This is a genomic window from Candidatus Paceibacterota bacterium (genome assembly GCA_030583765.1).
Classification (GTDB): Bacteria; Patescibacteriota; Minisyncoccia; order 2-02-FULL-40-12; family GWA2-44-9.
In genome coordinates this window covers 76,162-90,594 of sequence record CP129474.1, presented here as the reverse complement: position 1 = coordinate 90,594, position 14,433 = coordinate 76,162, and the positions used below count along the sequence as shown (strand labels likewise).

At 52.6% G+C, this 14,433-nt stretch carries 17 protein-coding genes and 3 tRNA genes; 16 read left to right on the top strand and 4 right to left on the bottom strand.

The annotated features are described in order from the left end of the window. Window positions 1–256: 256 nt before the first annotated feature. Both QY311_00435 and QY311_00430 read right to left on the bottom strand, forming a co-directional pair. A tRNA-Pro gene (locus QY311_00435) sits at window positions 257–327 on the bottom strand. A gap of 35 nt (window positions 328–362) precedes the next feature. Next, window positions 363–436 (bottom strand) — tRNA-Arg (locus QY311_00430). A gap of 78 nt (window positions 437–514) precedes the next feature. Between QY311_00430 and QY311_00425 the strand changes: the two genes are divergently transcribed. From QY311_00425 to QY311_00415, 3 genes are all read left to right on the top strand, one after another. Then, on the top strand, window positions 515–1,330 hold the full coding sequence (locus QY311_00425) for a Gmad2 immunoglobulin-like domain-containing protein (GenBank protein WKZ27212.1): 816 nt from the start codon (window positions 515–517) through the stop codon (window positions 1,328–1,330). A gap of 53 nt (window positions 1,331–1,383) precedes the next feature. Then, window positions 1,384–1,686 (top strand): hypothetical protein, encoded by a 303-nt coding sequence (locus QY311_00420; GenBank protein ID WKZ27211.1) that lies wholly within the window; start codon window positions 1,384–1,386, stop codon window positions 1,684–1,686. A gap of 84 nt (window positions 1,687–1,770) precedes the next feature. Then, window positions 1,771–1,846: transfer RNA gene (locus QY311_00415), tRNA-His, on the top strand. Between the two features lie 65 nt (window positions 1,847–1,911). Here the strand turns inward: QY311_00415 and QY311_00410 are convergent. Continuing rightward, entirely contained in the window at window positions 1,912–2,202 is a 291-nt protein-coding gene (locus QY311_00410; protein WKZ27210.1) for a TraR/DksA C4-type zinc finger protein, read from the bottom strand. 69 nt (window positions 2,203–2,271) lie between these two features. Between QY311_00410 and QY311_00405 the strand changes: the two genes are divergently transcribed. From QY311_00405 to QY311_00395, 3 genes are read left to right on the top strand one after another with little or no spacing between them, the layout of a single operon-like run. Continuing rightward, window positions 2,272–4,008, top strand: coding sequence for an alanine--tRNA ligase-related protein (locus tag QY311_00405; GenBank protein WKZ27209.1), 1,737 nt, complete (start codon window positions 2,272–2,274; stop codon window positions 4,006–4,008). A gap of 41 nt (window positions 4,009–4,049) precedes the next feature. Further along, window positions 4,050–4,289, top strand: a complete 240-nt coding sequence (locus tag QY311_00400) for a hypothetical protein (GenBank protein WKZ27208.1) — start codon at window positions 4,050–4,052, stop codon at window positions 4,287–4,289. 42 nt (window positions 4,290–4,331) lie between these two features. Further along, on the top strand, window positions 4,332–5,297 hold the full coding sequence (locus tag QY311_00395) for a tRNA-dihydrouridine synthase (GenBank protein ID WKZ27207.1): 966 nt from the start codon (window positions 4,332–4,334) through the stop codon (window positions 5,295–5,297). Between the two features lie 43 nt (window positions 5,298–5,340). On the opposite strand, the gene QY311_00390 is transcribed toward QY311_00395, so the two are convergent. Next, on the bottom strand, window positions 5,341–5,631 hold the full coding sequence (locus QY311_00390; protein WKZ27206.1) for a hypothetical protein: 291 nt from the start codon (window positions 5,629–5,631) through the stop codon (window positions 5,341–5,343). Window positions 5,632–5,716: 85 nt separating this feature from the next. On the opposite strand from QY311_00390, the gene QY311_00385 reads away from it, so the two are divergent. From QY311_00385 to rplM, 10 genes are all read left to right on the top strand, one after another. Beyond that, window positions 5,717–8,629, top strand: a complete 2,913-nt coding sequence (locus tag QY311_00385) for an ATP-dependent DNA helicase (protein ID WKZ27205.1) — start codon at window positions 5,717–5,719, stop codon at window positions 8,627–8,629. A 249-nt stretch (window positions 8,630–8,878) separates the two neighbouring features. After that, window positions 8,879–10,972, top strand: a complete 2,094-nt coding sequence (locus tag QY311_00380) for a hypothetical protein (GenBank protein ID WKZ27204.1) — start codon at window positions 8,879–8,881, stop codon at window positions 10,970–10,972. 49 nt (window positions 10,973–11,021) lie between these two features. After that, the gene (gene infA / locus QY311_00375) at window positions 11,022–11,261 is read left to right on the top strand and encodes a translation initiation factor IF-1 (protein WKZ27203.1); all 240 of its coding nucleotides are present in this window, start codon (window positions 11,022–11,024) and stop codon (window positions 11,259–11,261) included. A gap of 25 nt (window positions 11,262–11,286) precedes the next feature. Continuing rightward, complete coding sequence (rpmJ, locus tag QY311_00370) at window positions 11,287–11,400, top strand: 50S ribosomal protein L36 (GenBank protein ID WKZ27202.1); 114 nt, start codon at window positions 11,287–11,289, stop codon at window positions 11,398–11,400. Between the two features lie 4 nt (window positions 11,401–11,404). Beyond that, window positions 11,405–11,791: a 30S ribosomal protein S13 gene (gene rpsM, locus QY311_00365; GenBank protein WKZ27201.1), complete on the top strand. Its 387-nt coding sequence runs from the start codon at window positions 11,405–11,407 to the stop codon at window positions 11,789–11,791. Window positions 11,792–11,796: 5 nt separating this feature from the next. Next, entirely contained in the window at window positions 11,797–12,234 is a 438-nt protein-coding gene (rpsK, locus tag QY311_00360; protein ID WKZ27200.1) for a 30S ribosomal protein S11, read from the top strand. A gap of 12 nt (window positions 12,235–12,246) precedes the next feature. After that, complete coding sequence (rpsD, locus tag QY311_00355) at window positions 12,247–12,885, top strand: 30S ribosomal protein S4 (protein ID WKZ27199.1); 639 nt, start codon at window positions 12,247–12,249, stop codon at window positions 12,883–12,885. 84 nt (window positions 12,886–12,969) lie between these two features. Further along, on the top strand, window positions 12,970–13,716 hold the full coding sequence (locus tag QY311_00350; protein WKZ27198.1) for a DNA-directed RNA polymerase subunit alpha: 747 nt from the start codon (window positions 12,970–12,972) through the stop codon (window positions 13,714–13,716). A 9-nt stretch (window positions 13,717–13,725) separates the two neighbouring features. Continuing rightward, on the top strand, window positions 13,726–14,073 hold the full coding sequence (gene rplQ / locus QY311_00345) for a 50S ribosomal protein L17 (GenBank protein WKZ27197.1): 348 nt from the start codon (window positions 13,726–13,728) through the stop codon (window positions 14,071–14,073). Between the two features lies 1 nt (window position 14,074). Further along, window positions 14,075–14,431, top strand: coding sequence for a 50S ribosomal protein L13 (rplM, locus tag QY311_00340; protein WKZ27196.1), 357 nt, complete (start codon window positions 14,075–14,077; stop codon window positions 14,429–14,431). Window positions 14,432–14,433: the final 2 nt, after the last annotated feature.

Genomic DNA, 14,433 nt, shown 5'->3' with positions numbered 1-14,433 from the left:
GTGGAGGCTGCTGGTCGTCTCAATATCGTCATGCCTCGCCGCCGCTCGCCATGCGATATTGACCAGGACTCGCGGTGGCTCGTTGCTACTCACCACATCGCTCCGTCCTTCGACTCCCAGCTGCGCCATACCATATACGAATACAGAGTGCCGCAGGGCACTCTGTATTCGATAAAGTCGGGCACCACGCCTGCTGGCTTTGGTATTTCCTCGCTCACGCTCGGTCACTGCCGCACCCCTCCTTCACTTCGTTCAGTCGGGCTGCTGGGAGTCGAACCCAGTCTACGTGCTCCCAAAGCACGTGTACTACCGGCATACGCCAGCCCGATTGTTAATTCCTCCGAAGACTTCTTTAAAATCAGTCCGCCCGGAGGGACTCGAACCCCCAACCAACTCCTTAGAACGGAGCTGCTCTAATCCATTGAGCTACAGGCGGATTCGAAGCGCATTGTAGCATAGATTGGCCTTATTTTACCAGCTTGCGCGCTTTTTGGAGAAGAGTAGTATAGGGGATATGAATACGCGTATTTCTGCTATCGTTATTGCGCTTCTTGTGATCGCGAGCGTTCTGTTTATGGCGCGGGATCGTGCTTCTGCTCCTGAAGCATCGCTTTCACCTACGCCCGAGCCGAATATCGTGGTGACGTCTCCGCGTGCCGGTGATCTCGTGAGTAATCCTTTCACCGTGACTGGGCGCGCAAGGGTGTTTGAGAACACATTTAGTTACCGACTCTTGGGAGCAAACAACGAAGTGCTCTTTGAGTATTTCGGCACTGCTGACGCGCCTGACATTGGTCAGTTCGGGGACTTTGAAGTAAAGGTTCCGATCCCTTCAGGGGCACCAGCGGATCTCACACTACAAGTATTTGAGTATTCGGCAAAGGATGGTTCTATTGTGAACCTTGTATCTGTACCTGTGCGCGTGAAAGACACAACCACAACCACGTTCCAAGTGTTTTTTCAGCATGAACAAAAGCAAAAAGCATCTGATCCGCAGCTCCTTTCCTGTGACATTGTATTTCCGGTGAGTCGTACGGTATTTAAGACAAGTGAAGTCGCATATCTGGCGCTTCAAGAACTCCTTTCCGGCGTGAGGCCAGCCGAGGCGGCTCAAGGATTTTCGTCCACCATTCCGAAACATGTCGGCGTAAATCGCATTGCCATTTCCAACGGCATTGCGTCTGTTGATTTCAGCAATGACATGGGCGGCGGCTCGTGTGCAGTGACTGCACGGCGTGCGCAGCTGGAAAAAACGTTGAAGCAATTTCCAACCGTAAAACAAACAGTCTTCTCTGTGTTTGGTGGCACAGAAAACATTCTCCAACCATAGGAGCGTGACAATCTAAACCTCTCTGTGCTATACCATGTGACACAGGAGGCTGCATGACGGCACCGGATCGTTGTGCGTGTGCGCTGGGGCACGAAGTCTTATTCCGTGCACAAGAGGCAAAAGGAGGCATTCTCGTTCTCACGAAAGAGGTCATCTCACTCTTGGGTCCGGGCATTCAATATGCCCGAACGCGAGGGTGGGTATGTGTGAGTGGTGGATGGGCTTCGTGCGTGCGCCGTCACGGCACGCCCATGTTGTCGCGCACGATCCCGTGCGGTCTGCGCATCACAACGCTTGGGGCGCGCCGTTTACAAGAGTTTCAGGCGCGACAGTGCATCTGTGAACCGTACGCATGACATCTGGAAAGGGGGCCATTACGGCCCCCTTGTTCTTACTCGACGATGTGCTTTTTTCGTGCTATACTGCGCTCCGGTAGCATGGTGGACGTAGCTCAATTGGTAGAGCATCGGGTTGTGGTCCCGGTGGTTGCGGGTTCGAGTCCCGTCGTTCACCCCATAGAAAAGTAAAAGCGGACGACCTGTGGTCGTCCGCTGGTGTTGAGGGATCCTTGTAGAGCGATTCTACAGGAGGCGGTACGCCGGATGCTTGCGACGTACCGGAGCGCCACCCTTGAGCGTCTTCTCGCGCGCTTCCTCGCATGCGATGCAACGCTTTGCCGTGGGGAGCGCCGCCAGACGCTTCTCCCCAATCGGATTCTGGCACTCCTGACAGGTGCCCTGGATGTTGGGCGTCGCGTTGGCGAGCGCGCGGGCCGTTGCCGCCGCCGCATCTTGGATGGCGATCTGTTCGGCAATGCCCGAATCGTCCGGCCGAATGCGCATCGCGCTGGGGTCCGTCCTCAACAAACTCATCAACAGCCTCCTTGGTGAAGTTACTAGTATATTGAAAAAATGTAGTTTTTGCAATAGTATGGCTCTTATATGCAGCAACTAGCTATTCGAGAGAAGTTTCTCTCCTTTTTTAAAGCACGGGGCCACACCCCCGTTCCTTCGTCTTCGTTGCTTCCTAATGACCCGTCTGTGCTCTTTACCACGGCGGGCATGCAGCAGTTCAAACCCTATTACACTGGCGAAGCTGATGCGCAAAAAGATTTTCAATCACTGAATACCGCATCGGTGCAAACATGCGTGCGCACGTCAGACATTGATGAAGTAGGTGACGAACGCCACCTCACGTTCTTTGAAATGCTCGGTAACTTTTCGTTTGGCGGGTACTTTAAAAAAGAAGCGATTACATGGGCGCACGAATTCGTCACAAAAGAAATGGGGCTCACGATCGATTACGTAACCGTGTTTGCGGGTGAGCCAAGCGTACCGCGCGATACAGAGAGCGCAGAGATTTGGAAATCCCTCGATCCATCTATTGAAATCCGTGAATGTGGCCGTGCCGACAACTTCTGGGGACCAACGGGCGACGAGGGGCCATGTGGACCGACTACTGAAATCTATGTCGGCGGCATTGAAATCTGGAACGTGGTTTTTAATCAATACTTTCAGAAGAAAGACAAAACACTCGAACCACTCGCAACACCAGGCATTGATACAGGCATGGGGCTTGAGCGTTTGGCGCTCGTGAGCCAAAAGGTGCCTACCGTTTTTGAAACGGATCTGTTCACGGAGATCATGGCAACGATTCCTTCAGATATTGATGAGCGTGTACGACGTGTCATCGCAGATCATGCACGTACGAGCGCGTTTCTCATCATGGACGGCGTGCGTCCATCGAACAAAGATCAGGGCTACGTCTTGCGCCGTCTCTTGCGCCGCATGATCGCGCGCGAACACCAACTCCAGCGCTCCGATGTGAGTGTGCTCGCAACCATTCGCGCGGTTATTTCTCAATATGTGTCGCTCTATCCACGCATGCAGGAGGCTGAAATCATTGAAGTGTGCTCACAAGAACGTGAAAAATTTCTGCGTACCCTTGCGCAGGGCCTTCGTGAGCTTGAAAAAATTTCTGACCTTACACCAGAAGGAGCATTTAAACTATATGAAAGCTTCGGACTTCCGTATGAAGTCATGAAAGAAGCTGGTGGTGAACGAGCACAGCATCTCACGCGCGAAGCATTCGATGCGCAATTCAAAGCACATCAAGAAAAATCTCGCGCAGGTGCGGAGAAGAAGTTCGGTGGTCACGGACTCCTTCTCGATACGGGCGAGCTTAAGGCCGCCGACGAACGCGAGCTCGGTATTGTTGTTCGCCTTCACACCGCAACGCACCTGCTTCAGGCAGCGCTTCGTAAAGTACTTGGTCCAGAGGTGCACCAGGCGGGATCTGATATTACCGTCGAGCGCACGCGTTTTGATTTTACATTCCCACGTAAAATGACCGACGCGGAAATTCGAGATGTTGAATCGCTGGTGAATAAGGCGATCGCAGACGACCTACCCGTATCAAAAGTAACCCTCTCTCGTGAAGACGCAGAAAAAACAGGCGCGCTTCACTTCTTTAAAATGAAATACCCAGCACATGTCGATGTGTATACAGTCGGCGAGGGGGATGCCCCCGACGCTTCTGGCGGGGCAGGGTGGTTCTCAAAAGAGTTTTGCGGTGGTCCTCACGTGCAACGCACCAGTGAGATTAAGGGCATCAAGATCGCAAAAGAGGAAGCGGTCTCTGCCGGCGTGCGCCGCATTCGAGCAGTGCTGGTAGACTAGAGAACTGTTTTCTTGTAGAGTGCCTTGCTAAGGAGGCCAGTATGGAACTGCTGATTTGGGCAGGGTGCGGCTATCTCTTGTGGCGAGTTGGCTATGAGCTTGCAGTGCTCCATGCCATCCTGGGGGTTGCATTACTGGCCCTGACGCTGATGCTTGCAGTGAAGGTGTGGCGTGAAAGAGGTGCGCTGCAGCATCTTCATGATTACGTCGGTATCCTTTGGCTTGTCGCTTGGGGTGCTGGTGTGGCGTGGGGACTCTACAGCGCAGTCGCAATACCCTAAACCCGTCCCATGGCCGCTGCTCACCCCAGCGGCCGTTACTTTATGAACTACGGATTCTGGAAAGAACTACCGCAACCATTTTTTGTGCTCGCACCAATGGCAGATGTTACCGATCTGCCGTTTCGGCGCATCATTGCTCAGTGTGGGCGTCCCGATGTGTGGTATACGGAATTCGTTGCGGCAGCGGGGCTCGCATCACGTGGACGTGAAAAACTCTTGCCACTTCTCCGCTTTGAACCAAGTGAACAGCCAATCGTTGCTCAATTTTTTGGAGCAGATCCAGAACAGATGTTCCAAGCGGCGAAGCTTGCACGTGAGCTTGGCTTTGCTGGTGTTGATATCAATATGGGATGTCCTGATCGCAAAGTGGTGAAACAGGGGGCCGGCATTGGATTATGTAAAGATCCTAGTCGTGCGCGAGCTATTATCGCGGCCGCAAAAGAAGGAGCAGGCGATCTTCCCGTCTCGGTAAAAACGCGACTGGGTTTTTCGCACATCGATCTTGAAGGGTGGGTCCGTCCATTGCTCGATGAGCGCATTCCCGTGCTTATCATCCACGGACGCACCGCAAAGGAGCTTTCACTTGTTCCAGCGCACTGGGATCGCATTACTGAAGTGGCAAGTATGGCTCGTGATTACGGAACGCTTGTGGTTGGAAACGGAGATATACTCTCTCGTGCTGACGGTGAAAGGCGTGCGCAAGAAAGCGGTGTTCATGGGCTCATGGTTGGCCGTGGTATTTTTCACAATCCATGGCTTTTCGCACCCGACGCAGATCGTCAGCGAACGCCGCGCGAGCGCATCACCCTTCTTCAGCGCCATACTGATGCGTTTGAAGAAGTGTGGGGATCGCGTGGGAGAAATTTTGATACGTTGAAACGTTTTTTCAAAATCTATATTTCAGGATGGGATGGTGCGAAAGATCTCCGCACGCACTACATGGAAGCAAAAACATTTGCCGACGTTCGCGCTATTACCACAGAAGCGCTTCAGAAGTTCTCTTTATAAAAAATTCCCACGCCACGGTGTGTTGTGGCGGGGAGGGGAGGGACTAGTTGTCGCCTGAGAGCACGAACTTTCGTGCCCTGCGCGGGTCGGCGAGTCGTTGCTGGCGGATGCCGCTGACTTCTTCCAGGACGCACGACGACGGCAGGCAACCGCACGTGGGGTAGAGATCGGGCACAGGAGTGCCCGATTCCTGAAGGAAGATCTCGTAAATGGCCTGGTCGATCTGCGTGGCCTCGAGATCTTCAGTGAAAACGGGCGCGGGGATCGCTTCGCCGCGGCGTCTCAAGACGTGGATCCGCGGGGTGGTGGGCTTCAAGGGCCGACGTTTCGCCATGGGTATGCCTCCTTTACATATTATCTACCTTTTTCTGATTTTAGTCAAAATATGCACAGTGGATACTCCATGGTACTAATAAGGGATGCCCACTCCTGTTTCTCGCAAAAAGACAGAGACTCAGTATGAAAAAGCATTCGCCACTCTGAATGAGCGACAGCGTGAGGCGGTCGCTGCGCTCGATGGTCCAGTTATGGTGATTGCGGGACCAGGTACAGGAAAAACGCAGATGCTCACATTGCGCATCGCTACGATTCTTTCAAAAACAGACTATCCACCAGAGGCAATTCTCGCGCTCACCTTCACTGAATCCGGTGCGCTCGCTATGCGTAAGCGCCTTTCTGATATCATTGGACCCGATGCGTATCGCGTTACCATCACCACGTTTCACGGATTTGCCAACAATATCATCCAGACACACGCTGATGCGTTTCCAGATATTATTGGAGGTCGCGCTATGACCGACGTTGAAGGCGTAGACCTACTCTCCGAGCTGCTACAGACAGGCGAATATGAAGCACTGCGACCTAGCGGTGACCCTGAATATTATATTCAGCACTGTGTTCGAGCTATTAGTGAGTTAAAGCGTGAAGGCGTGTCGCCCGAAGATTTTGAACAGATCGTTCGTGACGATGTGCCAGGAGATGATGATAAGGAGGTATCGGATCGCATGTATGCGCGCCGTGCAGAGCTTGTAAAGCTCTATAGGGCATATAAGGACGCATGCACTGCGCGTCGTTGGTATGATTTCGATGACATGATCATTCGTGCGCGCGATGCCATGATGCGCGACGATGAAGTCGCTGCAGATGTGCGCGAGCGCTACCAGCACATTCTTATTGATGAGCACCAGGATACGAATGCAGCGCAGCACGGGCTGATCGATGCCATTATCCACGAAGATTCGAGCCCTAATATTTTTGTCGTGGGTGACGCAAAGCAGGCGATCTATCGTTTTCAAGGCGCGTCGTATGAAAACTTCCATGCTCTCCAGCGCGCGTTTAAAAAAATGCGCGTGGTGACGCTGGATACTAACTATCGCTCGACGCAGCGGGTTCTTGATGCGGCACATGGCCTTGCGCCACACAGTGAGCCGCTTCGCGCGCACCGTGCGTTTGCAGGCATGCCAGTACGTCTGGCTCAATTTTCACACACCGATGTAGAACTTTTTGGTATCTCGCGCATTGTGCAAACGCACATCACTGAAGGTGTCGCCCCAGAAGAGATTGCGGTGCTCGTGCGCGACAATGCGCATGCAGAGCCCATCGTCCGAGCGCTTGGTCGTGTGGGCATTCACGCGGCTCATACGGCGAACCAGTCGCTGTTTCGTCATCCCCACATCCGCCCTCTTCTGTTGCTCTTTCGCGCAACGTGCATGATCGGCGACCCGATTGCTCTTTCGGAAGCACTCCAGGCCGGTGCGGGGAAATGTGATGCGATCGATGTATTCCGATTTATCCGCTCACTGCGCTCTGGGAAAGAAGCATGGGACCTCATCCGTTCTGAAGCGGCGATGCGTGATGTGGGGATTGTGCACCCTCGACCATTCCTTGAATTGGGGCGGCATATCACGAAAGCCCATGAAGAGGGGCGGCGCCATGGACCGCTTACAGCGCTTGATCTTCTCATTCCACTCGTGCGCCTCTTTGACGCTCCTGAAGATATGACCGACATGCGCGCGCTTCGCACGCTCTATACCGCGATACGCGGTATAGTTGCGCGATCACCCGATGCATCACTTGAAACGGTGTGGCGTGCGCTCATGCGCGCCCATGATCACGGTGCACTTGCGCTTCCCGTGCACGCGCTGCCGCCTGGATATGTGCGTGTGATGACTGCGCATCGTGCAAAAGGTCTCGAATTTAAAGTAGTTATTATTGCGCACGCCGTTGACGGAACGTGGGGTGGCAAACAGCGTCGCGAACTCCTCTCACTTCCAGAGAAGGTATACCGGATTACCGATGCAACCACTCAAGACCCTGAGGGAGATGAACGGAATGTCTTTTATGTTGCGCTTACTCGCGCGAAAGATGTCGCATACATTACCTATGCGGTTCGTGATCTTGAAGACAGAGAGCGCCTCCCCTCACGTTTTCTCACAGAATTACATCCAGCTCATATCGAAACATTTGCGACGGATGCCTTAGAAGCGGAATATCTCACCACCTATACTGCGCACGCTGCAGCACCGCAGCCTCCAGCTGACGTGCATGCATATGTACGAGACCTTTTCCTTTCCTCTGGGCTCTCGGTAACGGCGTTGAACAACTACCTCTCGTGTCCGTGGAAGTTTTTCTTCCGCAACTTGGTACGTATGCCAGAGGCGCCTCATGCGCACGCACAACTTGGCACCGCAATTCACGCAGCACTTCGCGCCTATGGCGAAGCGTTCACACAAACAGGGGAGCATATACCCGCTCTTGCGCACGCGGCGTTTACAAAGGCGCTAGAACACGAACCTCTTACGGCGCGAGATCGCCAGCATCTCGCGGAACGAGGTTTAGAAATGGTAGAAGGATATCTCGCAGAGCGTGCTTCACTGTGGCGCCGTGATGCGCTCTATGAACTGCGCATTTCAGATGTGCCCGCGCACGAGGGGATTGTTCTTCATGGTGCGCTCGATAAGCTTGAAAAACTATCGCCAACAGAGGTACACGTCATTGATTATAAGACAGGAGCTTTTAAAACCCGTAACGCCCTTCTGGGAAAAACAAAAGATGCAACTGGCGACGAGGTGCGCCAGCTCGCATTTTACTCTATTCTGCTTCGTGGCTACCAAGGGGGTGCGCTGCGTATGGTGTCTGGCCAAATAGAATATATACAGCCTGATCCGCGAGAAAAGTACCGCGGCGAAGCTTTTGCACTTGAAGAGCTTCCCATTGAAGAAACAGAAGCGGCAATTAAAAAAGTTATTTCTGAAGTGCTGGCGCTCTCATTCTGGGAACGAAAGTGCGATGACCGCGAGTGCGCCTACTGTACGATGCGCTTTGGCGTATAAAATAGAATGACCCCCGACTACTTGTTGTCGGGGGTGTGGGCGGGCTCGCTGGGCAGATTGCTTGCCCAGACGATCCCGTAAAGAACGAGCCCGCCTCCGGCCACGAGGGCCAGAAACAGCACCGCGTTGAGAAAGGGCATGGCTTCAACCTCCAGCCCTCATTATAGCACAAAATAGGGGAAAAAGCAAGGCCCCTTTTACCCACTATTCCACACGTATTTTGCAGGCCCTGTGCTATACTTTTATGCGATGGCAGGCACCAAGATCATACACGTCCTCAAGGACGATACCTTCGACGAGCTTCTTAGCATTGTGCAAGGGACGCCCGCCTCGGAGGTTGTTTTTATTCTTCCCAAGCGCTCAAAGGCGTTTTCTCAAACGGACGATTTTGCGACGCTTGCAAGCGAAGCGCTCGCCAATGAAAAGCGCGTCACCTTCATGACGCCGAACCCAGATATCGCTGCGCTAGCGCGCGATCATGCATTTGAAGTAGTGTTGAACACGCCAAAAGGTGGTGCGCGGAAGAAGCCCGCGGCGCGCCTAGCTGTTTCTGGGCGAGATGTTGTGCTCCCGTCAGATGAAGTCATGGGTGAGCCAGATGAAGACGATGGCGAAATCCCTGATCACGCCCCATACCGTGGCGTTGATGTGGATGGAGACGGGTTTTATGATGACCAGGAGCCGGGAACAAGTCGCCACAAAGAAGACGAAGGATTCCACGAAGAAGAACTAGAGCTCGATTCCGATGCCGACGGCACTAAAGCAGAAGAGGGTGATGATTTAGATGCAGATGAAGTAGACAAAGACGTACTCGAAGATGATCTCGAGCCCTCCTCTGAAGAGCTTGAAGATTTGGAAGCGGAAGAGGTCGCCGTTTCTCGCAACGTGCCTCACGCAACACTTGCGGCATCGGGGCGTCGACTCGACAGTGCGGTCCCTTCGGCGATAGGTCGTGGGCGCGCTGTTCCTGTACGCGGCACACAGGGTAAGCGTTCCGCGGTACCACTTCAAAGAGAAGCGCGCGTAGAAGATCTCGCCACAGTATGGGGTGAGCCAAGTAAAGAGGGTGGTATTTGGGGACCGCCGGTTTCTGCTGGAAAGCAGGGATCTTGGTTTTCTCGTTTTTTCCGAAAAGGCGCATCGCCACAGCGTGTTGTTGCATCGCGCGGCGGCGGCATTTCTACGATTGGCAAAGTAGGCATTGGGCTTACTGTGCTGGCTATCTCCGCGCTGGCTATCTATTTGTTTACCCCTCAATCTGCGCACCTTGCCATTTCACCCGCCCCATCAAAACTTGAATACAGCTTGCCAATGCTCGCTGACCGCAACATAAAGGAAATGAGTAGCGCTACAGGCGTTATGCCCGGGCAATTTATTACGATTGAAAAAACAGCATCGCAAACATTCCCAGCGAGCGGAGAACGTGACGTGGCTCAAAAGGCTCGCGGCACGGTTACTATCCTGAATGCCTTTAGTGCTACGCCCCAAACCTTTATTGCCACTACACGCCTTGAGACAAAAGAGGGCTTAGTATTCCGCACGCTCCGGACCATTACGGTGCCGGGCATGCGTGGATCAGAGCCTGGAAAAGCAACGGTAGAGGTCATTGCTGATAAGCCAGGTACTACATACAACATTGCCCCTTCGTCATTTGTTTTCTCTGCGTTTAAAGAGCGAAACGATGCTGAGCGCTATGCAAAATTTACTGCAACGTCATCGGCGCCCATGGCCGGGGGTGTTCAGGGTAGGGCAAAGGTTGTCACCGAAGCGGATATCGTCAAGGCGCGCGCTGCAGTTGAAAACGAGCTGAAGCAACTCATGGCAGACGCTCTCACGGATGCGCGCACCAGAGATGTCATCTTGGACGAAGCGAGTAAGATCTCTGAAGTACAAATTACAACGTCAGCACAGCAAGACGAGGCCGCAGACACATTCACCGCGAGTGCAAAACAGACGCTTACAACCGTTGGCTTCCGTGAGGAGGATATACACGCTTTTATCAAGAAGATTCTTGAAGAAAAGCACCCTATCACCGTGTTGCCAGAATATATTACGTATAGCATTTCGAACCCTGTATTTGATGAAAAGGCGGGCACGTTGCGAGGCACGGTACAGGTTGGCGGGACCGCATTCGCTGCTATTTCCACCGACATGATCCGCGATGGTGTGCGGGGTAAAACAAAGGAACAGCTCGAAAGCTTCATTCGGTCTCAGGAGACAAATATTGGCTCAGCTCGCGTAACCCTGTCACCCCGATGGGCAACAAAAGCTCCTGATAACGTGAACAATATTTCGGTCGAACTTATCTATGCGACGCCTCAACCAAGCCCCACAGAGGAGTAGTCGTTGACAGCGGAACGCAGCTTTGCTACCATATGCAAGCTCGCGCCGTTTGTATGACGGACGCGGCTCCTTTTCACGAGTGGCTGACCAGAAGCAAAAAATAACCGGTGTGATAGTCGAGGCATTGCCCGACACGAATTTTCGCGTCCAATTGCCCGACGGCCGCATCATCCTTGCCTACTTGGCAGGCAAGATGCGCCTTCATCGGATTAAGGTCATGCTCGGAGATACAGTAGCAGTGGAGATGGCCCCGGATGGTTCTCGTGGCCGGATCGTGTATCGCAACTAATTCATTATTTTTTAAGACGATTGTTATGAAGGTACGAGCTTCTGTCCGCCCCATGTGTAATAAGTGTAAGCTTGTGCGCCGCAAGAAGCGCATCTATTGCATTTGCTCAAACCCTAAACATAAGCAGCGTCAAGGTTAAGACTATGCCTCGTATTTTTGGTGTTCAAATTCCAGATAATAAAAAAGTGCTCTACGCTCTGCAGTATTTGTATGGCGTAGGTTTGGCAACAAGCAAGAAGGTGCTCACCGAGGCAAAGGTAGACGGTGATAAGCGTGCTCAAGAGCTGAGCGCAGATGAACTCAACCGCATTCAGAAGATTCTCGAGCGCGATCATAAGCTCGAAGGAGATCTTCGTAAGGAAATCGGACAGAACATTAAACGCTATAAAGAAATCGGCACCCTCCACGGGAGTCGCCTTGCACGCCGCTTGCCGTTAAAGGGCAACACGCGTCGCAATTCTCGCACAACGCGTGGTAATGTTCGTAAGACCATGGGTTCCGGCCGTAAGGATGCAAACCAAAAGACCTAATTCATATGGGAAAGAAGAAAATTGTCACAAAAGTTGATACCGAGGTTTCCGCAACAGCAGGTGGCGCTGCTCCGGTGCGCCGTGGCGCAAAGCGCCAGGTGTTGAATGGCATTGCGAATATCTCCATTTCATACAACAACACGATCATCTCAATCGCTGATATGAAGGGGAACGTGCTCTCGTGGTCATCCTCTGGCCTCCTTGGGTTCAAGGGAACGAAGAAATCAACTCCGTATGCCGCAAACCTTGTGGCAAAAGACTGTCTCGAGAAGTCAAAGAAGTATGGCGTGGCGAACCTCAAGATCGTCGTTCGCGGCGTCGGCCCAGCTCGCGAGTCAGCTATCCGTGGCATCGCATCGAGTGGGTTGCACATTCTTTCACTCGTAGATCGAACTCCTGTGGCACACAACGGAGTTCGCGCTCGTAAGCCGCGTCGCATCTAATATTTATTACATATGGCACGATATCTTGGACCACGAGAGAAAATTGAGCGTCGCTTAGGAGAAAAGCTTGCCTTAAAAGGTGAGCGTTCTCACTCGCAGAAGTCAGCATTAGTGCGCCGCCCGTATCCACCCGGTGTACATGGAAAGACGGGTAACTTTGGAAAGGTCTCTGAATTCGGCCTTCAGCTCCGTTCAAAGCAAAAGGTCCGCAAGACCTATCGCCTTATGGAGAAGCAGTTTAAGAGCATCATTCAGCGCGCTCTTACTGAGAAAATGGATCCGTACGATGCGATGATCGCCGCGCTTGAAACTCGCTTAGATAACGCGGTGTTCCGCATGGGTCTTGCTCAATCTCGCGATCAAGCGCGTCAGCTTGTAAACCATGGCCACGTCACCGTGAATGGCCGCAAGGTGAGCATCCCTTCGTTCCGCGTTTCGCAGGGCGACGTTTTGGGGATCCGCGAGGGCAGTAAGAAGAATGTGTTCATGAGTAGTCTCATGCCACAGTGGTTGGCAAATTATGAAGCGCCAGCATGGATGACGCTTGATAAGCAGACAATGACTGCGACGGTAAACACGATCCCAAAGATGGATGCCAGTGGTTTGAAGGTTGATGATTTGCAGGCGATTATTGAATATTATTCACGATAATTTCTGTTGCATTGTGGAGTTATACGAGCGCTCCCGACATGAATCCTCCTGACCGCTCACCCTAACATCACAACGCACACCCGTATGATTCAAACACCCCACACAATCACCACGATCGAACGCAGCAATACTCGCGGTGTTTTTGAAATTGGTCCTTTGATGCCTGGTTATGGCGCCACAGTTGCAAATCCTCTGCGCCGCGTTTTGCTTTCATCGTTGCAAGGTGCCGCAGTAACTTCTATTAAAATCCAGGGCGTCGATCACGAGTTTTCCGCGATTGATCACGTACTCGAGGACGCTATTCAGATTATTCTCAACGTTAAGAAGATCCGCTTGCGCTCTTTTGCTGATGGCCCAGTAACACTCGTGCTTGAAGCGAAAGGAGAGGGCGTTGTGACTGCAGGGGACATGAAGCTTCCTGCCGATGTGGAAGTAGTGAACCCAGAGCAGCCGATCCTCACCATCACTGACAAAAAGGCTTCTGTAAGCATGGAACTTACCGTAGAGCGCGGTGTTGGATATGTGCCTACAGAGCAGCGCCAGAAGGAAAAGCTTCCTATCGGCGTTATTGCTGTGGATGCAATCTTTTCTCCAGTAAAGCTGGTGAACTTCCGCATCGACGACATCCGTGTCGGCGACCGCATTGACTTCAACAAAGTGACTATGGAGATCGTAACTGATGGCACTATCACGCCAGAAGCGGCACTCCGTAACGCTTCGGAAATCCTTGCGGACCACTTCGGTTCTCTTGCCAAGATTGAGGTTCCTGATGTAACATCCCAAGACGCTCCGGCGCCAAAGAGCAGCAAGAAGAAGGAGAAAGAGGCATAATTACTACCCATGAAACGAGGCAACGTACGAAAATTCGGACGGGAACGAAACCAACGCATTGCCTTTGTGCGCTCTCTTGCGACGGCTTTAATTGAGCACGGTGCCATCACAACGACAACGGCACGCGCCAAAACGCTCACTTCTGCGGTGGCAAAGATGATCACCCTTGGTAAAAAGGGTACCGTTGCTGCTCGACGTGAGCTCATGACTCGTGTTGGTAAGAAGGCATCCGAGAAGCTCGTCAAAGATATCTCGGTCCGATTTGCCTCACGCCCAGGTGGCTACACTCGTTTGGTACCACTCGGCAAGCGTCCTTCCGATGGTTCGCCAATGGTTCGCATTGAATTTGTCGCATAATATGACAGCCACACCTAAAAACATCGTTGAGATCGACATGGCAGGCCAATCTATTGGCCGCGCTGCAACACGCATTGCAACCGTTCTTCGTGGTAAACATTTGGCTACCTATAACCCTGCGGTTGATCCAGAAATTTCTGTTCGTATCTTAAACTTGGACAAAGCTGTCTTCACGGGCAGTAAGCTTGAACAGAAGCAGATCTATCGCTTCTCTGGCTATCCAGGTGGTCTCAACTCGCGCACGCTCGGGTCACTGTGGGAGAAGAAACCAAAAGAAGTCTTGCGTCGTATGGTCCGTGGCATGCTCCCTGATAACAAGCTCCGCGATCGCATGATCCTGCGCTTAGTGTTTGCCTAATT